At 63.5% G+C, this 23,919-nt stretch carries 18 protein-coding genes and 1 pseudogene; 9 read left to right on the top strand and 10 right to left on the bottom strand.

From position 1 onward, the window contains the following. Positions 1-75 precede the first annotated feature (75 nt). Positions 76-666, bottom strand: a complete 591-nt coding sequence (locus ACPFMA_RS09000; protein WP_425930007.1) for a phosphonoacetaldehyde phosphonohydrolase-related protein — start codon at positions 664-666, stop codon at positions 76-78. Positions 667-840: 174 nt separating this feature from the next. On the opposite strand from ACPFMA_RS09000, the gene ACPFMA_RS09005 reads away from it, so the two are divergent. From ACPFMA_RS09005 to rssC, 3 genes are all read left to right on the top strand, one after another. After that, positions 841-1,545 carry an MlaA family lipoprotein gene (locus ACPFMA_RS09005; protein WP_064303174.1) on the top strand — a complete coding sequence of 235 codons (705 nt, stop codon included), beginning with the start codon at positions 841-843 and terminating at the stop codon, positions 1,543-1,545. Between the two features lie 377 nt (positions 1,546-1,922). After that, positions 1,923-3,107: a two-component system response regulator RssB gene (rssB, locus tag ACPFMA_RS09010; RefSeq protein ID WP_064303173.1), complete on the top strand. Its 1,185-nt coding sequence runs from the start codon at positions 1,923-1,925 to the stop codon at positions 3,105-3,107. Further along, positions 3,104-3,586, top strand: a complete 483-nt coding sequence (rssC, locus tag ACPFMA_RS09015) for an anti-sigma factor antagonist RssC (protein WP_009394781.1) — start codon at positions 3,104-3,106, stop codon at positions 3,584-3,586. Before rssB ends, rssC begins: the two co-directional genes overlap by 4 nt. Positions 3,587-3,678: 92 nt before the next feature. On the opposite strand, the gene ACPFMA_RS09020 is transcribed toward rssC, so the two are convergent. The 3 genes from ACPFMA_RS09020 to dusA all read right to left on the bottom strand — a co-directional run bounded on the left by ACPFMA_RS09020 (position 3,679) and on the right by dusA (position 7,715). Next, a complete protein-coding gene (locus tag ACPFMA_RS09020) occupies positions 3,679-5,574 on the bottom strand; it encodes an alkaline phosphatase D family protein (RefSeq protein WP_425930008.1) in 1,896 nt (631 codons plus the stop codon). Between the two features lie 84 nt (positions 5,575-5,658). Further along, entirely contained in the window at positions 5,659-6,585 is a 927-nt protein-coding gene (tal, locus tag ACPFMA_RS09025) for a transaldolase (protein WP_064303171.1), read from the bottom strand. A gap of 119 nt (positions 6,586-6,704) precedes the next feature. Continuing rightward, positions 6,705-7,715: a tRNA dihydrouridine(20/20a) synthase DusA gene (dusA, locus tag ACPFMA_RS09030; protein ID WP_425930009.1), complete on the bottom strand. Its 1,011-nt coding sequence runs from the start codon at positions 7,713-7,715 to the stop codon at positions 6,705-6,707. 225 nt (positions 7,716-7,940) lie between these two features. Between dusA and ACPFMA_RS09035 the strand changes: the two genes are divergently transcribed. Next, complete coding sequence (locus tag ACPFMA_RS09035) at positions 7,941-8,945, top strand: Fic family protein (RefSeq protein WP_425930010.1); 1,005 nt, start codon at positions 7,941-7,943, stop codon at positions 8,943-8,945. Positions 8,946-8,994: 49 nt separating this feature from the next. Further along, on the top strand, positions 8,995-10,698 hold the full coding sequence (locus ACPFMA_RS09040; RefSeq protein ID WP_425930011.1) for a diguanylate cyclase: 1,704 nt from the start codon (positions 8,995-8,997) through the stop codon (positions 10,696-10,698). Between the two features lie 18 nt (positions 10,699-10,716). Here ACPFMA_RS09040 and ACPFMA_RS09045 read toward each other — a convergent pair whose 3' ends face one another. After that, on the bottom strand, positions 10,717-10,950 hold the full coding sequence (locus ACPFMA_RS09045; protein ID WP_425930012.1) for a DUF362 domain-containing protein: 234 nt from the start codon (positions 10,948-10,950) through the stop codon (positions 10,717-10,719). A gap of 153 nt (positions 10,951-11,103) precedes the next feature. On the opposite strand from ACPFMA_RS09045, the gene ACPFMA_RS09050 reads away from it, so the two are divergent. After that, positions 11,104-12,060: a DMT family transporter gene (locus ACPFMA_RS09050; protein WP_420059242.1), complete on the top strand. Its 957-nt coding sequence runs from the start codon at positions 11,104-11,106 to the stop codon at positions 12,058-12,060. A gap of 100 nt (positions 12,061-12,160) precedes the next feature. Here the strand turns inward: ACPFMA_RS09050 and ACPFMA_RS09055 are convergent. After that, positions 12,161-13,706, bottom strand: a pseudogene (locus ACPFMA_RS09055) (sensor domain-containing diguanylate cyclase). 250 nt (positions 13,707-13,956) lie between these two features. On the opposite strand from ACPFMA_RS09055, the gene ACPFMA_RS09060 reads away from it, so the two are divergent. After that, positions 13,957-16,536, top strand: coding sequence for a sensor domain-containing protein (locus tag ACPFMA_RS09060; protein WP_425930013.1), 2,580 nt, complete (start codon positions 13,957-13,959; stop codon positions 16,534-16,536). 109 nt (positions 16,537-16,645) lie between these two features. On the opposite strand, the gene ACPFMA_RS09065 is transcribed toward ACPFMA_RS09060, so the two are convergent. Beyond that, positions 16,646-17,377, bottom strand: a complete 732-nt coding sequence (locus ACPFMA_RS09065) for a GntR family transcriptional regulator (RefSeq protein ID WP_425930014.1) — start codon at positions 17,375-17,377, stop codon at positions 16,646-16,648. 114 nt (positions 17,378-17,491) lie between these two features. On the opposite strand from ACPFMA_RS09065, the gene ACPFMA_RS09070 reads away from it, so the two are divergent. Both ACPFMA_RS09070 and ACPFMA_RS09075 read left to right on the top strand, forming a co-directional pair. Further along, the gene (locus ACPFMA_RS09070; RefSeq protein ID WP_425930015.1) at positions 17,492-18,847 is read left to right on the top strand and encodes a class-II fumarase/aspartase family protein; all 1,356 of its coding nucleotides are present in this window, start codon (positions 17,492-17,494) and stop codon (positions 18,845-18,847) included. Between the two features lie 78 nt (positions 18,848-18,925). Then, a complete protein-coding gene (locus ACPFMA_RS09075; protein WP_425930016.1) occupies positions 18,926-20,227 on the top strand; it encodes a cation:dicarboxylate symporter family transporter in 1,302 nt (433 codons plus the stop codon). Positions 20,228-20,324: 97 nt separating this feature from the next. On the opposite strand, the gene ACPFMA_RS09080 is transcribed toward ACPFMA_RS09075, so the two are convergent. The 3 genes from ACPFMA_RS09080 to ACPFMA_RS09090 are packed head-to-tail and all read right to left on the bottom strand — an operon-like array spanning position 20,325 to position 23,580. Next, positions 20,325-21,569 (bottom strand): OprD family porin, encoded by a 1,245-nt coding sequence (locus ACPFMA_RS09080; RefSeq protein ID WP_425930017.1) that lies wholly within the window; start codon positions 21,567-21,569, stop codon positions 20,325-20,327. A 29-nt stretch (positions 21,570-21,598) separates the two neighbouring features. Further along, a complete protein-coding gene (locus ACPFMA_RS09085; RefSeq protein WP_425930018.1) occupies positions 21,599-23,257 on the bottom strand; it encodes a cation acetate symporter in 1,659 nt (552 codons plus the stop codon). Beyond that, on the bottom strand, positions 23,254-23,580 hold the full coding sequence (locus ACPFMA_RS09090; protein WP_009405693.1) for a DUF485 domain-containing protein: 327 nt from the start codon (positions 23,578-23,580) through the stop codon (positions 23,254-23,256). Before ACPFMA_RS09090 ends, ACPFMA_RS09085 begins: the two co-directional genes overlap by 4 nt. Positions 23,581-23,919: the final 339 nt, after the last annotated feature.

The following is a 23,919-nucleotide window of genomic DNA, read 5'->3' on the forward strand; positions in this document are numbered from 1 at the left end:
ACCGTCGACACTGGCGAAAGGTCCATGCGACGTTTGACAGATTAATCCACGCCGCCCCGCTTTGCATGATCCGGATCAGGGCTTCTCGCCCTTGATCCGGCGCTGGCCGATATCCGCCAGGCAGTCCGCCAGTTCCTGCAGATGGTCGATCACCGAGTGGACGCCAAGCCCGAACAATTGCAGGGTGGCCTGGCCGCGCCTGTGCTCGCGCTGCTTGTCGTCCAGCGCCTGCCATTGTTCCTGCGATAGGCCGCACAGCGGCCCGCAGGCGGCCAGGCCGATGGTCCACAGGCCGGCATTGAGGCCGGCCTGGAGCAGGCGCGGATCACCACTGACCAGCACGCAGCCGTCGAGCCGGGCGACGTCGATCTGCATCAGCGCTTTCCAGCACGCATCCGGGGCCGGCCATGGCCTGGCATCGCCATGGTGGAACGGGTGCAACCAGCCGGGCAGGGCATGGCTGAGGTGCTTGCCGTGCTCGGCGGCGACATCATCGAGCCAGGCGCAGGGCACCTGGTGCCGATGCAGCCAGGCAAGTGCGTCGAGCGCGCCGGGCGTGGGCCGGGCCGCAACCGTCCCGGCCGCGTCCAGGCCGGTCCCGCCGAAATCGACCAGGCAGCCACGTAGTCCGAACAACAGCGCAGTGAAGGCGGGAGCATGAGGCATGGCAACATCCTTGAAATAGCCGGGACCTTACCGATCGCGGATGACGATTTGGTGACGGGCCGGTCAAGCCGGTGGCGTCAACTATTTGCGACGCGGCCTTCGCCAGGCTTTATACTTGTTTACTTTGGCGCGGAGCCCGGCGGCTCCGTTCGACCTTCATCCAGGAGAATTGCTATGCGTGGGATCGGTACGGGAGTGCTCGATCGTTTGTTCCGGGCCAGTGTCTGCGCGACCGCGCTGCTGGCGCCGCTGGCGGCCCAGGCGGCTACCGAGGAGGACCCTTGGGAAAGCGTCAACCGGCCCATCTTCCGTTTCAACGACACGGTCGATACCTATGCGCTGAAACCCCTTGCTCAGGGCTACCGCTACATCACCCCGCAATTCCTCGAGGATGGCATCCACAACATCTTCCGCAACCTGGGCGACGTGACCAACCTGGCCAACAACATTCTCCAGCTCAAGCCCCACGCGGCGGGCGTGGATACTGCGCGGCTGATCGTCAACACCACCTTCGGCCTCGGTGGCTTCTTCGATGTCGGTACCAAGATGGGCCTGCAGCGCAACGACGAAGACTTCGGCCAGACCCTCGGCTACTGGGGCGTCGGTAGCGGGCCCTACGTGATGCTGCCGCTGCTCGGCCCGAGCACGGTGCGCGATGCCCTGGCCAAGTATCCGGACACCTACACCGAGCCCTACCAGTACATCGATCACGTCCCGACCCGCAACACCATCCGCGCGGTGGATGTGGTGGATACCCGGGCCAGCCTGCTGCAGGCCGAGAAGATGATCCAGGGCGACAAATACATCTTCATTCGCAACGCCTACCTGCAGAACCGCGAGTTCAAGGTCAAGGATGGTCAGGTCGAAGACGATTTCTGATTTGTTGCCAAATGCAAAAAAAACGCGGGCTGCGGGTTGATGCCTTCCAGCCAGTATTTCGGGGCCGCTATGCGGCCCCGAATCGTTCGGATGACAAATATTGCATGCGGTCATCCTTCCATTGGGTTGCCACAAAACGGTTTTTTATAACCACCGGTGATTTGCCCGCCATGCCCCGTCGCAAGCGCACTGCTGTACGCTTGAAACGCCTGACGGATGGGAGTACCGTCTGCGCCTTACAGGGCACCTCTGCCTGTTGCCGGTCAGGCGTTCCGACCGCAACCCGTAAACGCAGAGAGGCTAGAAGAGAATCCAGTACGTGAGCTCCAGCCTGTCGAGCCACCTACGCCAACCTATTTCTGGCGCCGTTTGCCCACATGCAGAAAACCAGTGCAACGCTGCTGATAATCGATGACGACGACGTGGTGCGCGAGAGTCTCGCCGCCTATCTGGAAGACAGCGGTTTCAGTGTCCTGCAGGCGAGCAATGGCCAGCAGGGTCTCGAAGTGTTCGAACAGGATCGGCCCGACCTTGTGATCTGCGATTTGCGCATGCCGCAAATGGGCGGTCTCGAGCTGATCCGCCAGGTCACCGAGCGCGCGCCCGACCTGCCGGTGATCGTGGTTTCCGGTGCCGGGGTGATGAACGATGCCGTCGAAGCCCTGCGTCTCGGTGCTGCCGACTACCTGATCAAGCCCCTGGAAGACCTCGCCGTGCTCGAGCACTCGGTGCGCCGTGCCCTCGACCGCGCGCGCCTGGTGCTGGAAAACCAGCGCTACCGTGACAAGCTCGAAGCTGCCAATCGCGAACTGGAAGCCAGCCTGCACTTGCTGCAGGAGGACCAGACCGCCGGACGCCAGGTGCAGATGAACATGCTCCCCGAAAACCCATGGCAGTGTGGCGGGTTCTCCTTCGAGCACCAGATCATTCCGTCGTTGTACCTGTCTGGCGATTTCACCGACTACTTCCGCGTCGACGAGCGGCGTATCGCCTTCTACCTGGCGGACGTTTCCGGACATGGCGCATCTTCGGCGTTCGTTACCGTATTGCTGAAGTTCATGACCACCCGGCTGCTGTTCGAGTTCAAGCGTGCCGGTTCGCTGCGTGACTTCAAACCGTCGGAAGTGCTCAGCCACATCAACCGCGGCCTGATCAACTGCAAGCTGGGCAAGCACGTGACCATGGTCGGCGGTGTCATCGACGAAGAAACCGGTCTGCTGACCTACGCCATCGGTGGCCATCTGCCGCTGCCGGTGCTGTTCACCCCGGGGCAGGGCCGCTATCTCGAAGGGCGTGGCCTGCCGGTCGGTCTGTTCGACGAGGCGAGCTACCAGGACCATGTGCTGGAGCTGCCGGAGAAGTTCAGCCTGACCTTGCTTTCCGACGGCATTCTTGACCTTTTGCCCGGCGAGACACTCAAAGATAAAGAAGCGGCCCTGCCTGAGATCATCAGGGACGCGGGCGGCAGCCTGGATGGCCTGCGCCGACGATTCGAATTGGCTACGCTTGGGGAGATGCCGGATGATATCGCCCTATTGGTGTTGAGCAGGAACCTTCAATGAGTACCGGTAGAATCCAGTTCGCCGAACAGAACGGCACCTTTGTTCTGAAATTTGTCGGTGAAGTGCGCCTGACCCTGTGTTCGGCGCTGGATGCAACTATTGAGAAGATCTTCACCGCGCTGAATTTCTCGGCGATCGTTATCGATCTGACGGAAACCCAGAGCATCGACAGCACCACGCTCGGCCTGCTGGCCAAGCTGTCGATCCTGTCGCGGCAGAAGGTCGGCCTGCTGCCGACCGTGGTCACCACCCACGCCGACATCACCCGCCTATTGCAATCGATGGGCTTCGATCAGGTGTTCAACATCGTCGATCGCCCGATTCCCTGCCCGGAATGCCTGACCGACCTGCCGTCCCAGGATCAAGACGAGGAAGTGGTGCGCTCCAAGGTGCTGGAGGCGCACAAGATCCTCATGGGGTTGAATGACTCCAACCGGGAAGCCTTCCATGACCTGGTGAGTGCGCTGGAGCGCAGCTAGCTCTCCAGGGCCCCATCGCTGGCAAGCCAGCTCCCACAGTGACCGCATACACCGCTGGACCTGTGGGAGCTGGCTTGCCAGCGATGACGCCCTCAGTCTCGCCGCAAAAACTCGGTAGCCTCCGCGCCATCCGCATTCAGCTGATAGATCCGCTCCGGCTGCCCCGCCTCATTGAAGAACACCTGCCCCAGCCCCGCGCTATTCCACAGCCGCTCCCCGGCCTCGCTATGACTCGGCACCCGCGGCACCACCTCCATCGAGCGCCGCCGGGTAAACCAGTTCAGCGGCGAGCGCGGTGAATACAGCCAGCGATTCAAGCGGTCGAACACCTCCAGCAAGCGCGCCGGAAAGCGGTTCTTGATGCCGCTGCTGGTGATCTGCCACAGGTGCGGACTGCGCTGGCGATGGCGAATCAGCACCTCGTAGACGAACGAGTAATGCACGTCCCCTGACAGGATCACGTAATGCCCCGGTGTACGTGAGTGGCGGAAGATGTTCAGGATGACCTGCGCCGCACCGCGGTGTGCCATCCAGTTTTCCGCGTCCACCAGCAGCGGGTAGCCGCACCAGCTGAATACCTTCTGCACCGTCTCGATCAGCTTCACCCCGAAGATCGGCGCCGGCGAGACGATGATTGCCGAGGGATGGTCGAGCAGGGCCTGTTGCAGCTCGCTCAGCGCTTCCCAGTCGAGCAGGCCCGAAGGCTTCTGCAGGTTGCTTTCGCTGCGCCAGCGCCGGGTGCGGGTGTCGAGCACCAGCAGGGGCGGGCTGGTCGGCAGGACGAAATGCCATGCGCTGAAACGCAGCAGGTCGTTGATCAGTTCGTCCTGCACCGGGCTGTCCAGGTGTCCATCAGCTCCGGTGCTGGCGAACAGCCCACGGCACTTGTCCAGCAGGTCGGCAAAGGCATCAGGATTGTTGCCCCAGCCCTGGCACAGCAGGTAGGCAAGCAGGGCGTTGCCGATGATTCGGCGGGAGAAGGGATGGCCATACGCGGTTTCCTCCCACTGAGCCGAGAGGTTCCAGTCATCGGTGACATCGTGGTCGTCGAAGATCATCAGGCTCGGCAAGTGCGCCAGCACCCGGGCGGCAGCACCCAGCCCGTCGACGAAGCCATCCAGGCACTGCTGTTCGGAGCGGTAACGGCTTGCTAGACGCGGTTCGAGGGGCGGCACCTGTGTCTCGATCAGCGTCCATGGCACCGGCGACCAGACCAGCAGGTACATGGCCAGCGTCTCGGCGAAGGTCACCAGATGGTTGTCGGCATTGCTGCTGGTGAAGATCGGCTTGCGTGTACCGCCGAAAAAACGCTCGCGCAGGGACTGGTTGCTTTTCAGCGCAGGCAGCAGGTCGCCCCGGTGGTAATAGCTGGCGGGATGGCTGTACAGCTCGGTACTGTCGCGGATCACTGCGCCATCCAGGCATTCCTCGAACAGGCCAAGGCGCTGGACCAGGGCATGGATGGCGCGCAGCATGGGCCCGGCGACGTCATCGGCATAGATCTGGTCGCCGCTCATCATCAGCAAGGCCGGGCGTTCATTGCCCTCATGGGCGGCGGCCAGCAGGCGATCGGCGCAGAGCAGGCCGTCGGCTGCGGGATGGTGGGGCTTGCGGCACGAACCATGGAGCAATTGATCCAGGCGCGAGCGCACCACCAGGTCCGGACGCGTTGCGCCGGCATACAGCAGGTGTGGCGCCCATTCGGCTATGCCCTTGCCCTCGACCAGCAGGTCGTAGCCGATCCGCTTGTCGCACGGCAGTGGGATATCCAGCTGGACATCGATCAGGTGAACGAAGGCATGACGGCCTACCGGCAGGATCTGGCAGCGGGTTTCGTCCAGGGGCAAGCGCAGCGGTTCGGGGGTGTCGAGGTGCAGTTCGGCCTGCAACGGTCGCGAGGCGACCAGCCATAGCACCACGCGACGGTCTTCCAGGCGGCGCAGCAGCGGCCCGGCGAGTACCAGCGGCAATGACGGGGAATTGGACATCAGGACGGGCAATCGTCTGCCAGTAGTTGCGAAGGAGGCGGGACTTTCCCCGCTGTCGCCGCTACTGGCAAACCGATATTTGTATCAAGCTTTTGCAGAGAGCAGGGCTTCGAGTTTTTCCTGGTCACGGGCGAACTGGCGAATGCCTTCGGCGAGTTTCTCGGTGGCCATGGCATCTTCGTTGAACGCCCAGCGGAACTGGCTTTCGTTCAGCGTCTGGCGCGGTTCGCCGGCGGCACCCGGCGCCAGCTTGCGCTCCAGGTTGCCCTGGTCGTCGCTCAGCTGTTGCAGCAGCTCGGGGCTGATGGTCAGGCGGTCGCAGCCGGCCAGTTGCTCGATCTGGCCGATGTTGCGGAAGCTGGCGCCCATGACCACGGTGTCGTAGCCGTTGGCCTTGTAGTAGTTGTAGATGCGGGTCACCGACTGCACGCCGGGATCTTCCGCACCGACATACTCCTTCCCGGTGGACTTCTTGTACCAGTCGTAGATCCGCCCTACGAACGGCGAGATCAGGAAAACCCCGGCATCGGCGCAGGCGGCAGCCTGGGCGAAGGAGAACAGCAGGGTCAGGTTGGTCTGGATGCCTTCCTTCTCCAGGACTTCGGCAGCGCGGATACCTTCCCAGGTCGAGGCCAGCTTGATCAGCACGCGGTCGCGGCCAACGCCGGCCTGGTCGTACAGTTCGATCAGCGTGCGAGCCTTGCCCAGCAGGGCGGGCTGGTCGAAGGACAGGCGCGCATCCACTTCAGTGGAAATGCGGCCTGGAATCGCTTTCAGGATGCCGCTGCCCACCGCCACCGCGAAGGCGTCGCAGGCCAGGTCGACATTGCCCTTGCTGCCGCGGATCGCCTGGTCGAGCAGGTCGGCGTAGCCGGGCATGGCGGCGGCCTTGAGCAGCAGGGAAGGGTTGGTGGTGGCATCGACCGGCTTGAGACGGCTGATCGCGTCGATATCGCCGGTATCGGCGACGACCGTGGTGAACTGCTTGAGTTGTTCCAGCTTGGAAGTCATGAGCGTGCTCTGTCCTGTGCGGTGCGACGACATTACCCGAGCGCCGCCAGCGGCTCAAGGGCCGGGCCGGCGGGGTTTCGGGAGGGTAAGTCTTCGAGTGCGGACGCGCCCGTGGGTTCCTAGTGGCCTTTTAGCAATTCTGCGGCTTGATCAAGCAATCCAAGTGGATCGTCGGTCTTGTGCACATCCACCGAAAGCAACTGGCGGAAGCGCCGGGCGCCCTTGAAACCCTGGGCCAGGCCGAGCACATGGCGGGTGACGTGGTGCATCGCTCCGCCGGCCGCCAGATGCGCGGCGATGTACGGCTTGAGCTGCTCCAGCGCTTCGGCGCGGGTGATGACGGGGGCGCTGCTGCCGAACAGTTGCTGGTCCACCTGGGCCAGCAGGTAGGGGTTGTGATACGCCTCGCGGCCCAGCATCACGCCGTCGAAGGTCTTCAGGTGCTCATGGCATTCCTCGAGCGTCTTGATGCCGCCGTTGAGGATGATCTCCAGGTCCGGAAAGTCGTGCTTCAACTGCGCTGCGATGTCGTAGCGCAGGGGCGGGATCTCGCGGTTTTCCTTGGGCGACAGGCCTTCGAGGATGGCGATCCGCGCATGCACGGTAAAGCTGCGGCAACCGGCATCGCGCACCTGGCCAACGAAATCGCACAGCTCGGCATAGCTGTCACGGCCATTGATGCCGATGCGGTGCTTGACCGTCACCGGAATCTGCACGGCATCGATCATCGCCTTCACGCAGTCGGCCACCAGCGCCGGATGGCCCATCAGGCAGGCGCCGATCATGTTGTTCTGCACCCGATCGCTGGGGCAGCCGACGTTCAGGTTCACCTCGTTGTAGCCGGCCACCTCGGCCAGCTTCGCACAGGCCGCCAGGTCCGCCGGCACGCTGCCACCCAATTGCAGGGCCAGCGGGTACTCCGCGGCGTCATGCCCGAGGAAGCGCGCGCTATCGCCATGAAGCAGCGCACCGGTGGTGACCATCTCGGTGTAGAGCAGCGCATGGCGCGAGAGCAGGCGCAGGAAGAACCGGCAGCGGCGATCGGTCCAGTCCATCATCGGCGCCACGCTGAAGCGGCGGGACAGGACAGCGGGCTCGGTGTGCGGTGTGGCGGTGGGTTCTGGGAGCATTTTTCGACTACGTGGTATGGGGGCTCGTCAGGGTTACTTCGGCTGGTGGGCGCAAAGGGCGGTGATCGAGAAAAGGGCGCCAGTTTACCAGTATGGGCGGGGGTTGGCTTGTCGGAGCGCTGGCCAGGAGAATGCCGGGTTGATTTCCCTCGGGCCGGCGTTAACCTTGAGCCCTCGAGATGATTCTTCAATCGGCCCTGTGGCCGTCGCCGGAGTGCCAGGCCGTTGAGCCGTTACCAGCCCCCTTTGACCCTGACCTTGCGCATGCTGGCCCTGACCGCCGAGATAGCCGAGCGCGTAGGGCGGTTGTCCGCCGTGCATGAGGACGCCCTGACCCCGCAACTGCGCCGGGGTAATCGCATCCGCACCATCCAGGCATCTCTCGCGATCGAGAACAACACCTTGAGCGTCGAGCAGGTGACTGCGGTGCTGGAAGGCAAGCGCGTGCTTGGCCTGCCACGGGAAATCCAGGAAGTGCGCAACGCCTTTTCGGCCTACGAGGCCATGCCTGGCTGGCATCCGGCCCGTCGCGATGATCTGTTGGCGGCCCATGCGTTATTGATGCACGGACTGATCGATGATGCCGGTCACTACCGAAAGGGCGGTGTCGGTATCTATCGAGGTGACCGTTTGCTGCATATGGCACCACCGGCCAGCCGTGTAGCGCAGTTGATGGACGATCTGCTGGATTGGCTGGAGCGCAGTGAGCTGCATCCGTTGATAGCCAGTTGCGTGTTCCATTACGAGTTCGAGTTCATTCACCCTTTCGCGGATGGCAACGGACGTATGGGGCGACTATGGCAGACATTGATCCTCAGCCAGTGGCGAGCGGTCCTCGCCTATCTGCCAGTGGAAAGCGTGATTCGTGAACAACAGGATGCTTACTACGAGGCTCTGGCCCTGTCGGATAAGGTTGCCGAGGCGACGCCTTTCGTTGAGTTCATGCTGGGCGCGCTGCGCGAAGCGTTGCTTGAGAGCGATACCACCGCACAAGTAACCGCACAAGTAACCGCACAAGTAAGCGAACAAGTAGAACGCCTGGTGGAAATTCTCCGGCCCGGGGAGGCATTGAAGGCCAGTGAACTGATGCAACGCCTGGGGCTGACTCATCGCCAGGCATTCAGCAATAGCTATCTCAAGCCAGCCTTGGCGGCCGGTGTGATCGAGATGCTGAATCCCGACTCTCCCCGCAGCCCGGCGCAAAAGTACCGTCGAACGTCCAGGGCATAGCCCGCGGCCCACCTATACTCACCGCTCCCAGTCCCCACCCGGAGCCCTCATGGAGCGGAGAAAGTCCGGTTTCATCGCCATCTTCCATCTTCTCCAGGCCCGTGCCCGGGGCAATCCGCGGCGTACGGTGCTGCTGTGCTTCGCGGCGCTGTTCCTGATCACCTTCGTCCTCGCCTGTCGGCAATACTGGTTGGTCGAGGCCCGGGAACTGGATCATCGCCGATACAACCTGCATCTGCAGGCAATCATGATGGAGACCGCGCTGGCCACCGACCGCAAGCAGATGCAGTTCCTGCGTTCAACGGCCGAGCGTACCTTGCTTGCTGCCCGGGACTCGCCGTCGCAACCGCTGCCGGACCTGACGACCAACGCCGTGGTTGGCATCGATATGCTGCCTGGGGATGCGCCTGTGCGAATCCTTGGCGACGCGCGCCTGCAGGCCATCGCAGGGTTGACCCGCAGCCCTGGGCAATTAGCCGAGGATCTGCGTCTGGCGAGGCAGATGAGCCGCATGCTGGCGGTGCTGTACCAGGGCGGAAACCAGCTGGATCATCTGGTCTACGTGGCCAGCTCCGGCGTACTGGTGGCCTATCCGCCGCTCGATGATCGCCTGGTGGAGCCGCTGCTGCGCCAGTTCGCCGCCTCGTCGTTGTACAGGACGCCGCAGACGCCCTCCGGTGAGTTCGACGTTCGTTTCAGCACGGCTCCCGGGCATTTCATCGACAAGGGGCCGCGGCTGCTGCTCGGTACACCTTTGCTGGTAAACGGTCTGCCGCGCGGCGCGGTGATACTCGATGCGCCGCAGCAGCGGGTGCAGGACTATCTGCATCGCACCACGCCCGAGGGCGAACACCATGTCTTGCTGGATGATTCCGGTACGCTGATCGCCTCCAGCGAGCGCAATTTCGATGTCCGGCAGGACCTCACCGCTCTGTTTGGCGAGGCTGCCGATGCAGACACCGACCTGCGCGGTGCCGGGATGGTCGATTATGGCCGGGGGCCGGTGTTGTACCGCGAACTGGAGGGCACCCGGGCGCTGTTGTTGGCGCATATCCCATCGGCCGGTTTGCGCTGGGCGGTGATTTCCCAGTTCAGCACGCTATTCGTCTGCCTCTGGCTATCGCTTGGCGTGCTGCTGGTGATCACCCTGCTGATCGTCGATCGCCTGCTTCTCGGCCAGCTCGCCGTCAACGAGCGCCTGCGCGACCTCGGTCTGGTCGATCCGCTGACCCGCCTGGCCAACCGCCGCCGCCTGCAGACCGACTTCGACGGCCTGGCCCGACGCCTCAAACGCCAGCAGCCGATGGTCCTGCTGATGCTCGACATCGACAGGTTCAAGCTGATCAACGACAACTGGGGCCATTCCACCGGCGACGAAGTGCTCAAGCACCTGGCGACCCTCTGCTCGGCGCTGGTACGCCCGCAGGACCTGATGGCCCGCTACGGTGGCGAGGAATTCTGCGTGCTGATGCCCGGCATCGGCATCGAACAGGCCAGTGTCATGGCCGAAACCTTGCGCGCGGCGGTGGCGCAGTCGGTGTGCCTGCCCAATCCGCAGACCATGCTCAGTACAGCGCCTTCGCCAGAAGTGCGCTTGACCATCTCCATCGGTGTCGCCGAGCTGTTGCAGGATGACTGCCATTCGCTGGAGGAACTGGTCGCCCGGGCGGACCGGCGCCTGTATGCGGCCAAGCAGAACGGGCGCAACCAGGTTGTGGCGGATGACGCATTAGTGGCGATGAGGCAAACTTGAGGCTCAGGTATCGATTGCCTATTTCGGTTTTAGCTTTGCACTCTCTGCCTTGTTGAATTTCAAGTCCGCTGCCGACGCAGAACTACCTTGGACGATGGCGTCGACTGGGCAGTGGCCAACACACTCCCCGCAATCGATGCAGGCGACCGGATCGATGACAGCCCTGTCTTCTGCCAAGAAAATGCAGCTCACAGGGCATTCCGGTACACAGGATTGGCTGTATATACATTCTTCGGTCACAACATAAGCCATGGCAGCAGTCCTCGCTCAACGAGCCTGAGCCTTCATGCTAGTTTTTCCGCCGTCAGCGCAAACCTGACAGAAATGCCAGTTTTCAATATCGATTTGAAATCATCCTCGGGTTTGTCCAACCGAAGGGCAATATCATTGGTGCAGAGTTACCTGATGACCCCACTTCCCCGGATTCAGCGTTACATCGACAACGGCAGCCTGTTCGCAGTGATGGCTGCACTGGGCTTCAGCCTCAAGGCGATCTTCGTCAAGCTCGCTTACGCCGCCGGCACGGTGGACGCGATCACGCTGCTGGCCTTGCGCATGGCCCTTTCCCTGCCGCTGTTCCTCTGGCTGGTGTGGTCCAGCCGCCACCACGTCAATGCGCCGCTGACCTGGGGTAGCGTGGGGCGGGTGATGTTGCTGGGGTTGTTCGGTTATTACCTGGCGAGCCTGTTCGATTTCTACGGTTTGCAATACATCAGCGCCGGGCTGGAACGGCTGATTCTCTTCCTCTACCCGACCCTGGTGCTGATCTTCCAGGCCGTGGCCCTTCGCGAGAAGCCGACGTTGCGGGTGCTGGCGGCGATGGGGCTGTGCTACTTCGGGCTGGGCATCGCCTTTGTGCATGACGTCAGTATGTCGGGGGGCGGCAACCAGGTGGTCATCGGTTCGCTGTGGGTGTTCGCCAGTGCCGTGACCTACGCCCTGTACTACTCTGGCACCGGGATGATGCTCAAAAGCATGAGTTCGATGCGCCTGGCCGGGCTGGCAGGGACGGCATCCTCGTTGATGGTGCTGGGGCATTATGCGCTGACCGCAGACTTCTCCCTGCTCGGGCAACTGCCCGCAGCGGTGTGGATCAACGCCTTGCTGATGGCGGTGTTCTCCACGGTATTGCCGATCTACTGGGTATCCCTGGCAATCCAGCGCATGGGCGCGACGCAGACTGCGGCCATAGGCAATCTCGGGCCGGTGCTGACGGTGTTCGCCTCGTGGGCGGTGTTGAGCGAGGAGATTTCGCTGTACCAGATTGTGGGGATGGGCCTGGTGTTGTTCGGGGTTTCGCGGTTGAAGCCTGGGAAGCCCAAGGTCGAGGCGGTGGTGGTCGGGAAGGATGTGGCTGCCTGAGGTTTTCTGGTGGTCTCAAGGGCCTCATCGCTGGCAAGCCAGCTCCCACAGTGACCCTGTGGGAGCTGGCTTGCCAGCGATGAGGCCATCAGCAACACCATCAAGCCGAAGATTTGACCCCATCTTCCAACGCCACACAAATCCGGTTCCGGCCCTCCTGCTTGGCCCGATACAACTGCTCATCCGCCACTTCGAACACCCTGGCCGCGTTCTCCGAGTGCAGTGGCCAGACCGCCACGCCCATGGATACGGTCATGTGCCCGATGGTTTCGAACGTCGTTTCCTCCACCACGCTGCGCAACCGCTCGGCCACCCGCGCCGCGGCTTCCGGCGTGGCCCCCGGCAGCAGCATGAAGAATTCCTCGCCTCCCGAGCGGCACACCACGTCGTTGTCCCGCGAGCAGCCGCGCATCAGCTCGGCCAGTGCCTGTAGCACTTCGTCGCCCACGGCATGCCCGAAGCGGTCGTTGACCTGCTTGAAGTGATCGATATCGATCGCCACCACGGCGAACGGGCGTTTTTCCGCCTGCCACAAGGTTACCGCCAGGTCCAGGCCGCGGCGGTTGCGCAGGCCGGTCAGCGGGTCGGTCTGGATATCGTGGTTGAGTTTGCCCAGGCGCTCGTGCAGCAGGTTCAGCCCGATCAGCAAGGCACGCTTGAGCTCCGAGGACTCGAAATACCAGGAGCGCACGCCCTGGATATGCGTACTGGTTTCCGGCTCGCTGAGGCGATGCGCGCCGGCGGCCAGTTGCTTGAGCGGCTGGGCGATGATCCGCGAGAACCACCAGATCAGGATGAAACTGACGATGGCCAGCGGCACGGTCTTGGCGAACATGCTCAACAGCAGGTCGTTGAGGCCCTCCAGGGTCGCCTCGGTGGAGCGCTGCGCGACGATGCCCCAGTGCGCCGAGGGCACCGTGGCGAAGCCGGCCAGCATGTCCTGGCCTTTGCTGTTGATCACCCGCTGGGTCCCGCTCTGGCGATAGGCGAGGCTGTCGATCAGGCTGTTGGCGCCGACGATGGTGCCGACCCGGTCGGCGTCCGGGTGGTACAGCAGGCGCCGGTTGGCATCGACCACATAGAGGTAGGAACCGTTCTTGTAGTAATGCTCGCCAAGCAGTTCGTCCCAGGTAGTTGCCGCCGCGATCGAACACCGGGTGGGAAACGAAGATGATCAGGGTATTGGTCGAGGAGATGTAGGGGCTGGAGATCAGCGGCTTGCGCTCGCGCAGCGCGGCGGCCGCGCCTTCGGACTGCAGCTTGCGCCCGACGATCTGCAGGGTGTCGGGGGAGGTGGACAGCACCACGCCCTGGGCATTGGTGACGATCACCGAGTTGAACGTGTTGGTCTGCAGCCGCAGGCGCGCCGCTTCGGCATCGAGAAAGGCGATATCGTCGAAATCCCGGGCCAGCAGATTGGCCGCGTAGGCCAGTTGCTGCTGTGAGGCTTGCAGGTAGGTTTCGGTACTGGAGGCCAGCTTCGACGCGTAGGCCAGGTTGGCCTCCAGGGCGTTATCGATCAGCAGCTGGTACTGCACGCGATAGCTGGCATGAAAGCTGTTGAGCAGGGTGACCAGCGCCGTGAGCAGCGTCAGCAGCAGAATGAGGCTGCGCAGGTCCCAGCGGAAGAACGTCTTGAACGGCACCGAAGCCCCCTTGCTTCTGATCACCTGGAATGGGTGCGCCAAGGGTAAAGCGACTTTCCCTCGATAGCCACAACGCGGGTAAGGCGATGGGCTGTCGGTCACGGTGATGGACCCGCGACTGGCGGCAGTAATATCATGGAGCTATCAATACGTGTGCCATGGAGGCGAGACCCGTTGATCCCCGGCTATCACCTGGCACCGGCTTCCCCTACCACCCGGTCGCCCGGCGCCGGAATCCATTGAGTAGAAGATGACGCCTCAGGACAACCGTTCCATCGAATTGTCGCTGGCTCAACTGGCCGCCCTGGACCGGGTGATGGCAATCGCCGAGTTCACCCCGGACGGCACCTTGCTGCGGGCCAACGAAAACTTCCTGATGCTGATGGGCTACACGCTGGAACAGGTGACCGGTCGCCATCACCGCACGTTCTGCTCGGCCAAGCAGGTGCAGAGTGCCGACTATGCCGATTTCTGGCCGCGCCTGCGCGATGGCGGCGGCAGTTCCGGGATTGTCGAGCGGATCCGCAGCGACGGCCGCAGTTGCTGGCTCGAAGCGACCTACACCCCGGTGTTCGACGGCCAGGGCGAACTGACCCAGATCCTCAAGATCGCCACCGACATCACCCCGCGCCTGGCCTTGGAACGCATCCAGCAAGAGCGCCTGCGCATGCTGTCGCTGGTGGCCGACGCCAGCGATACGGCGGTGATGATCAGCGACAGCCAGCGCCGCATCGCCTACACCAACGCCGGCTTCGGGCGCATGTTCGGCTGGCAGGCCGAGGAGATCAAAGGGCGCAGCCCCATGGCCCTGCTGGTGCCGGAAAAGGACGAGCAAAGCATCGCCGAGTACTACGCCGAGCTGTACGCTGCCGGGTCCATGCAGCGCGAAGAGATCGTCGTCGGCAAGCACGGGCAACGCTACTGGGCCAAGGTCGTGAGCAACCCGGTGTTCGATGCCGGCGGCCATCTGCAGCACACCGTGACCCTGTTCACCGATATCACCCAGGCCAAGATGCACGAGGCCCTGCAACACCGGGTGCTCGAAGCCATGGCCCGGGAACAGCCGTTGACCGAAGTGCTGGAGCTGATTTGCCTGGAAGTGGAACGCATCGCCCCGGAGCTGGCCGCCTCGATCCTGCGGGTCGACGACGAGGGGCAGTTGCATTCGCTGGCTGCGCCGAGCCTTCCGGGGGAATACAGCCGCCAGCTCAATGGCGTGCGCATCGGCCCGACGGTCGGGTCCTGCGGGACGTCGGCGTGGCGCAACGAAGCGGTACTGGTCGATGACATCCACAGCGATCCGCTGTGGGCCGACTACCAGGACCTGGCCAGCCAGCTGGGCTTTCGCAGTTGCTGGTCGACGCCGATCCGCAACAGCCAGGGCGCGGCCATCGGCACCTTCGCCTTCTATTTCCGTGAACCGCGCAACGTCGCTTCGGCGTTGTTCCACCAGCGCCTCGTGGACGCCTGTGCGCACCTGTGTTCCCTGGCCCTGGAGCGTGAGAACTCGCGCCAGCGGATCCGCCAGCTGGCCTATTACGACGCCCTCACCGGATTGCCCAACCGCAGCCTGCTGCAGGCCAAGGCCGACCAGGCGATCGCCAGCGCGGACCGCAATAACGAGCAGGTCGCGGTGCTGTTCATCGACCTCGATCGCTTCAAGCAGGTCAACGACTCCCTTGGCCATCCGGCCGGCGACGAACTGCTGCGCCAGGTGGCGAAGCGGATGCGCAGCGAGCTGCGTGCCTCCGATATCGCCGGGCGGCTATCGGGCGATGAATTCGTGGTGATCCTGCCGCAATGCGACGGCGACCATGCCGCCGATGCGGTGGAGCGCATCCAGCTGCTGCTCAGCGAACCGCTGACCATCGCCCAGACCCACCTGGCGATTTCCGCCAGCGTCGGCGTGGCCATGTATCCCGCCGATGGCTGCGATGTCGAAACCCTGCTGCACCGCGCCGACATGGCCATGTACCAGGCCAAGAGCAGTGGTCGCGGCTGCTTCAGCTTCTTCAGCAGCGAGCTGAACAAGCTCGCCCAGGAGCGCCTGGCCCTGGAAAACGCCCTGCGCGAGGCCTTGCAGAAAGACCAGTTGCGCCTGCATTACCAGCCGCAGGTGGAAATGGCCACTGGCCGTCTGTACGGCGTGGAAGCCTTGGCACGCTGGACCCATCCGCAACTGGGCGAGATCTCCCCGGCGCGTTTCATTCCACTGGCTGAAGAGTGCGGACTGGTCGCCGACCTGGGGCGCTGGGCATTGCGCGAGGCGTGCCGGCAGTTGTCCGAATGGCGTGCCCGGGGCCTGGCGGTTCCGGCGGTGGCGGTAAACCTGTCGCCGACCAGTTTCCATAACCTCGACCTGCCACGGATGATCGCCGATACCTTGCGCAGCCATGACCTGGCCCCGGCGGACCTGACCCTGGAACTGACCGAGAACATCCTGCTGGACACCAACCCGAGCACCATGAAGACCATCGACGAGGTACATGCCCAAGGGGTGCGCCTGTCGATGGATGACTTCGGCACCGGGTATTCCAGCCTGAGCTACCTGCGGCGCCTGCCGGTGTCGGAGCTCAAGCTCGATCGCAGTTTCGTCGCCGACATCGAAACCGATGAAGCGGCCCGGGCCTTGAGCAACGCGATCCTCGGCATCGGCCGCAGCCTGCACCTGACGGTGGTGGCGGAGGGCATCGAGACCGAATCGCAGAGTGTCTGGCTGGAAGCGCAGGGGTATCCGGTGGCCCAAGGGTATCTGTTCTCGCCACCTCTGGCGCCGGATGCCCTGGCCCGGTGGCTGGAGGAGCGGGTGGTGGTGATGGGGGAGGCTTAAGTTCTGGGGTGACCTTGAGGGCCTTATCGCGGGTGAACCCGCTCCCACAGGTTGGGTGACCACTGTGCGGGTTCACCCGCGATAGGGCCGGAACAGCCACCACCAGACCTTAGGCCTTCTCCCGCTTCATCTGCATCACCAGGGTAAACCGGTCATCCGGGTGCACCGTCTCGGACACCACCACCAGCCTGGCTTTCTCATCCCGGTAGTGGCGGATGATCTTCAATCCGGGTTCACCGGCGACGGCCTCGAGTTTCCCTGCCAGTTCCTCGCTCAACAGCACCGCCCGCACCTGTTGGTCCACCACCTCGATGCGCCGTCCGAAATGCCGCTCGATCAGGGCTGCGACCAGCGCATCCGGATGTTGCCGAGCCATTTCGATCACCTCGGCATAGGCCTCGTCGGCATAGACATCGGTCCAGCACATCGGCGCGCGCCCGCGTTCGTCATCCACCCGGATGCTGGATATGCAGAAGTAATGCCCCCCCGGCTGCAAGCCCAAGCGCTCGGCCTCGGCGATATCGGCGACGAAATGCCGTACGTCCTGGATCGCCCTTTCCTGGGTTTCCGCTAGGTGCACCAGGTCTTCCACCGACGCCAGCGAGTGCCTGTAGCCGGCGCTCGGCGTTGATGCCTCGACCCGCGTCCCGACCCGCTTGCGCCGCGATACCAGGCCGAGGTTCTGCAATTGGGTGATCGCCGCGCGCACGGTATGCCGGCTGACCTCATACAGGTCGCACAGCTCCAGTTCAGTCGGCAGCAGCGAGCCCACGGGATGGACGCCACTGGCGATCTTGTCTTTCAAATCCTTGGCTACCAGCGCGTAGCGTGCCTCGTTCATGCCGTCCGTCAGTCCCGAAATACATAAAGGATTGACAGTGTACCAGCCTCGGCGTATCCATATGTCCGTACATTCTAATATGTACGTACATAATAAGTCACTCAGGATCACGTCATGTCTACCACTGTCTTCGACTCAGCCCTTTTCCGCGATATGTTCGGCACCGCCGAGATGCGCGCGGTGTTCTCCGACAAAGCGCTGATCGAGCGCTATATCGAGGTTGAAATCGCCCTGGCCAAGGCCGAAGCCCGTTGTGGCGTGATCCCTGCCGAGGCCGCGGTAAGGATTGCCGAGCTGGCCCGTTTCGAATCCCTTGATCTTGTGCACATGCAGCACGAGACCGAAATCGTCGGCTACCCGATCCTGCCGCTGGTGGAACAGCTGTCGACACTCTGCGGTGACGCCGGTCGCTACGTGCATTGGGGCGCGACCACCCAGGACATCATGGACACTGCCGTGGTCCTCCAGGTCCGCGCAGCCTTGGCCATCGTCGAGCGCGATATCCAGGCGGTGCGCGGCCTGCTCGCCGGGCTGGCGGCGCAGTATCGCGACACGCCGATGGCCGGCCGGACCCACCTGCAGCATGCGCTGCCGATCACCTTCGGCTACAAGTGCGCGGTGTGGCTGAGCATGTTCGATCGCCATGCCGAGCGTCTGGTGGAGCTGCGTCCGCGGGTTGAAGTGGGCCAGTTCGCCGGGGCTGCCGGCACCCTGGCATCGCTTGGCGACAAGGGCCTGGAAGTCCAGGAGGTGCTGATGGCCGAACTCGGCCTGGGCGTGCCGCAGGCCACCTGGCACGTGGCCCGGGACGGCCTGGCGGAAACCCTGAACTTCCTCGGCCTGGTCACCGGTTCCCTGGGCAAGGTCGCGCTGGACGTGATGATGATGATGACCAGCGAGCTGGGCGAGGTGTACGAACCCTTCGTCAAGGGCCGCGGCGCCAGCAGCACCATGCCGCAGAAGCGCAACCCGATTTCCTGCGAGCTGATGTATGCCGCCGCCAAGGGCGTGCGCCAGCAGGCCGGGCTGATGCTCGACGCGATGATCCAGGACTTCGAGCGCTCCACCGGCCCGTGGCAGGCCGAGTGGGTGGCGATTCCGGAGGCCTTCGCCCTGTCGGCGGCGTCCCTCGGCCAGGCGAAGTTCATGCTCGCCGGCCTGGATGTGCGCACCGAACGTATGCGCCAGAACCTCGACATGACCCGCGGCCTGATCGTTGCCGAGGCGGTGATGATGGGCCTGGCCCCGGCCCTCGGCCGCCAGTTCGCCCACGATGTGGTCTACGCCGCCTGCCGCGTGGCCAACGACGACGGCATCAGCCTGCTCGACGCGCTGCTGGCCCGTGCCGAAATCACCGAGCGCCTGTCCCGCGAGGAACTGGAGCGCCTGACCGACCCGGCCAATTACCTCGGCCTGGCCCCGCAGATGGTCGATAGGGCCCTGGCCCGCGAAGGTGCGGTCAAGCGCTGAAACCCTTTGCAGGGCGCGTCCTGGCGACACGCCCTGCCTGTCTCGCTGCACCGATAAAGACAATAAGAGATCGCGAACATGACTGCTTCCCCGAAAAAACCGCTGTACCGCGACCTGACCTTCCAGGTTGTGGCTGCCATGCTCCTGGGCATCCTCTTCGGCTTCGTCGCTCCGGAGATCGCCGCCAGCTTCAAGATCCTCGGCGACGTATTCCTCAAGCTGATCAAGACTGCCGTCGCCCCGCTGGTGTTCTTCACCGTGGTCCACGGCATCGCCTCGGCCGGCGATATCAAGCGTGTCGGCAAGGTTGGCTGGCGGGCCCTGGTGTATTTCGAAGTGGTGTCCACCATCGCCCTGGCCATCGGCCTGGCCTGGGGCAACCTGCTGGATATCGGCTCGGGCATGCATGACGCCCACCCCAACAGCGCCACTGCCACGGCGGCGGCCGCGGCCCTGGCCAAGGGGCATGCGCCGGGTTCGACCCTGGAGTTCTTCTACGGCATCTTCCCGGACAACTTCGTCGGCGCCTTCGCCGGCGGGCAACTGCTCCAGGTGCTGGTAATCTCGGTACTGTTCGGCTTTGCGCTGCTGGCGCTGAAGCAGGAGCGCCGGGAAGTGATCGAGGACGGCCTCAACCGCGTATCCGAATGCTTCTTCGAGTTCATCAACCTGATCATGAAGTTCGCCCCGCTGGGCGCCTTCGGTTCGGTGGCCTATGCGGTGGGCAGCAACGGCACGGCGGTGCTGATCTCGCTGGCCAACCTGGTGCTGATGTTCTACGTGGCGGTGATCCTCTTCATCGCCATTGTCCTCGGTGCGGTGTGCCGGCTTTCGGGGTTCAGCCTGTGGCGTTTCCTCAAGTACATCAAGGACGAGGTGTTTATCGTCATCGGTACCGCGTCGTCGGAAAGCGCGCTGCCGCGGTTGCTGCTGAAACTGGAAAAGCTGGGGTGCTCGAAGCAGAGCGTCGGCCTGGTGCTGCCCACCGGCTATGCATTCAACCTCGATGGCACATCGATCTACATGTCGCTCTGCGTGCTGTTCATCGCCAACGCCTATGGCGTGCCGCTGACCTGGGAACAGCAACTGGGCATGGTGGCGATCATGCTGGTCACCTCCAAGGGCGCGGCCGCCGTGTCGGGTGGCAGTTTCGTGGTGTTTGCCGCCACGGTGACGGCGATCGGTGTGCTGCCGGTGGAAGGGCTGGCGCTGTTGTTCGGGGTGTACCGCTTCATGTCCATGGCCATCGCCACCTGCAACACCATCGGCAACAGCGTCGCCACCGTGGTGGTGGCGAAGTGGGCCGGGGAGTTCTCCGAGCAGGCGGCGAAGGAGGAGTACCAGCGGGTGTTGGGACGGAGTCCGGCTGCTGCTCTTTGATTGACTGAAAGGGCCCTATCGCTGGCCAGCTCCCACAAGGACTGCGTGCACCGCTGGACCTGTGGGAGCTGGCTTGCCAGCGATGAGGCCCTAAAGATCACCAAAGAGCCAAGGTGTAACTCACGATCAAGCGGTTCTCGTCCAGATCATTGCCGAAGTGGCTGGAACGCACCGTCGCATTCCTCCATTTCACCCCAAGGTTCTTCAGCGGTCCGCTCTGGATCACATAGCCGATATCCGTATCCCGCTCCCATTCCTTGCCGTCCGGTCGTCCTGCACCGAGGTCGATAGCGTCGCCACTCAGGTAGCGGGTCATGAAGGTCAGCCCGGGAATCCCGACGCTGGCGAAATTGAAGTCATAGCGCGCCTGCCAGGAACGCTCGTCCTTGTTGGCGAAGTCGCCGATCTGCACGAAGTTCACCAGGTATGCGTCGGCGCCATTGATGTAGGCGAAGCCGGTATCGCCGCTCATGCGCTGGTAACCCAGGCCGAAGACATGGCCGCCGATGCCGTAGGTGAACATCGCGCCCAGGGCCTTGTTGTCGACATTGCTGGCGCCGTCATCCAGCGAGCGGGCAAAGCGCAGGTCGCTCTTCAACGTCTGCCCGCCGCCCAGCGCCCAGGTGTGGCCGAGGCCGAGCATGTGCTGGCGATACAGGTGCTCGAGTTCGCCGTAGCTGTAGCTGGTGCTCAGGCTGTCGGTCCACTTGTAGTTGAGGTGGCCGAAGTTGAAGCGGTCGCTGGCATTGGAGCCGGTAACGATGCCCTTCGCCGCTCCGGTGGTGAGGCTGATGTCCTCGTAGTCCTGGGAGTCGCGCTGGTTGACCTGGCGCAACTGGCCGAGGTCGAGGCTCAGGTTGCTGATTTCCTGAACCGTGAGCTGCCCACCTTCGAACACCTGTGGCAGCAGGCGCGAATCGTTGGGCATCAGTACCGGCAACTTGGGAATCAACGTACCGAGTTTGAGCACGCTGTTGGACGCGCGGACCTTGGCGGTCAGGCCGAGGTCGCCATAGCTGTCCTGGGCACGCCTGGGCGCTTCGCGGTCACGTTGCAGCAGGCCGCTGCCGGCGCGGTCCGGGCTGGAGTCGAGCTTGAGGCCGAGCAGGCCGATGGCATCGACGCCGAAACCCAGGGTGCCCTCGGTAAAGCCGGATTCGTAGCGCAGCAGGAAGCCCTGGGCCCATTCGTCGATCTTCGACTGCGCGGCGCCGTCCTGGCGGAAGTCGCGATTGAAGTAGAAGTTGCGCATTTCCAGGCTGGCCTTGCTGTCGTCGACAAAGGCGGCCTGGGCCTGGCAGCAGAGGAGGGCGAGGGCCAGCGGGGTAAGGGTGCGGTACATGCTTGGGATCTCTTGTTGTTGTTATGGAATCAATGACTGGACGCGGCAGCGGCACCGAGGCCGGTCTGGGCGCGGACGAACTGGTCGTCGAAGGCCTCGCGTTCACGGGCCGCGCGAGCGCTGTTGTCGAGCAGCGAGACGACTACGGTGACCAGGAACGCCAGCGGCATGGCGAACAGCGCCGGATGGTCGTAGGGGTAGATGGCCTGGGCGTTGCCCAGCACGGCGACCCACACCGCCGGCGACAGGATCACCAGCACCAGCGCGCTGACCAGCCCGGTAAAGCCACCGGCCAGGGCGCCGCGGGTGGTCAGGCCTTTCCAGTACATGGCCATGATCAGCACGGGAAAGTTGGTCGAGGCGGCGATGCCGAAGGTCAGGCCGACAAGGAAGGCGATGTTCTGGTTCTCGAACAGCAGGCCCAGGCAGATCGCGACCAGGCCAAGGCCTACGGTGGCGAAGCGGGTCACGCGCATTTCCTGTTGCTCGGTCGCGCGGCCTTTCTTCAGCACCGTGGCGTACAGGTCATGGGAAATCGCCGAGGCCCCGGCCAGGGCCAGTCCGGAGACCACCGCCAGGATGGTGGCGAACGCCACTGCCGAGAGGAAACCGAGGAACAGGTTGCCGCCCACCGCCTTGGCCAGGTGCATGGCGACCATGTTGCCGCCGCCGATCAGCGCCGCCTTCACATCGCCACCGACGAAGAACTGCGGGTCGGTGCCGACGATGACGATGGCGGCATAGCCGAGGACCATCACCACCAGGAAGAAGAAACCGATGAAACCGGTCGCGTAGAACACCGATTTGCGCGCTTCCTTGGCGTTGGGCACGGTGAAGAAGCGCATCAGGATATGCGGCAGCCCGGCGATGCCGAACACCAGGCCGAGGGACAGCGAGGCGGCGTTGATCGGATCAGCCAGCATCGAGCCGGGGCCCATGATGTTCCAGCCCGTGGCATGGGCCTGGACCGCGCGGGCAGCCAGGGTTTCGAAGCTGAAGCCGAATTCGGCCATCGCCAGCAGCGCCAGGGTGGTGCCGCCGACAAGCAGCAGCACGGCCTTGATGATCTGCACCCAGGTGGTGGCGATCATCCCGCCGAAGATCACGTAGACCAGCATCAGCACGCCCACCACCATCACCGCCGTGCGGTAGTCGAGGCCGAACAGCAGCTTGATCAATTGCCCCGCACCGACCATCTGCACCACCAGGTAGCAGCACACCACCGTCAGCGAGCCGAAGGCGGCGAAGGTGCGGATGCGGGTCTGGTCGAGGCGGTAGGAGACGATGTCGGCGAAGGTGAAGCGCCCGAGGTTGCGCAAGCGCTCGGCCATCAGGAAGGTGATGATCGGCCAGCCGACGAAGAATGCCACGGTGTAGATGAAACCGTCGTACCCCTTGGCGAAGACCAGGCTGGACAGGCCCAGCAGCGTGGCGGCGGACATATAGTCACCGGCAATCGCCAGGCCGTTCTGGAAACCGCTGATACCGCCGCCGGCGGTGTAGAAGTCCGAGGTCGACCGGGTTTGCCGCGCGGCCCACCAGGTGATCGCCAGGGTACCCAGGACGAAGACGAAGAACATGCCGATGGCATGCAGGTTGACCGGCTGTTTTTCCGCGACCATCGGCGCGGCGAGGGCGAGCGTCGGGGCCAGCAGGAGGGCGCCGAGGCAGAGCAGGTAGCGGCTCATTTCAGTTCCTCCAGCAGTTGGCTGCTCATGGCGTCGAAGCGGGTATTGGCGCTGCGCACGTACCAGCCGGTGAGCAGCCAGGACAGCACGATCAGCGCTGCCGCCAGCGGAATGCCGAGGGTCAGTTGGCGGCCCTCGGCCAAGGGTGCATGCAGCCAGTGCGGCTGGAAGGCCACCACCGCCATGAACAGGTAGTAGGCGCCCAGTACGGCGGCGCTGAGGGACCAGGACAGGCGCGAGCGCTCGCGTACCAGTCGCTGGAATTTCGGATTGGCGCGAATCCGCGCGCAGCGTTGGGCATGGGACAGATCGGTGCTGCTCATGGGTGGTGCTCCTTGGTTTTTCTTATGGTTGTGGTCCGGCACTTTTTTCGGCGTGCAGGTGGTCGTGGCGGCGGGCAGGGCCCGTCACCGGATTCGCGGATGAAATGCGGCTGGCGCGTCTAGGCGCCGGGGATAGGTGTTCGGAAGAGGGAGGGAGGACGGCTGGCGATGGAATGAGGAATCGACATGTGTGGCACCCGGCGGCTGATTGTTAGCTCTTGATGGTTGCTGCCTCCCTGTCGAGGGGAGGCTCCGGGGGAGTTATATAACAGCCCGGAGTTTTTATGGAAGTAATACCTGCTATATATAGTATTTACACTATATTTAATTTGGATTTTA

The sequence above is a fragment of the Pseudomonas sp. NyZ201 genome (genome assembly GCF_049860765.1).
Taxonomy (GTDB): Bacteria; Pseudomonadota; Gammaproteobacteria; order Pseudomonadales; family Pseudomonadaceae; genus Aquipseudomonas; species Aquipseudomonas bharatica.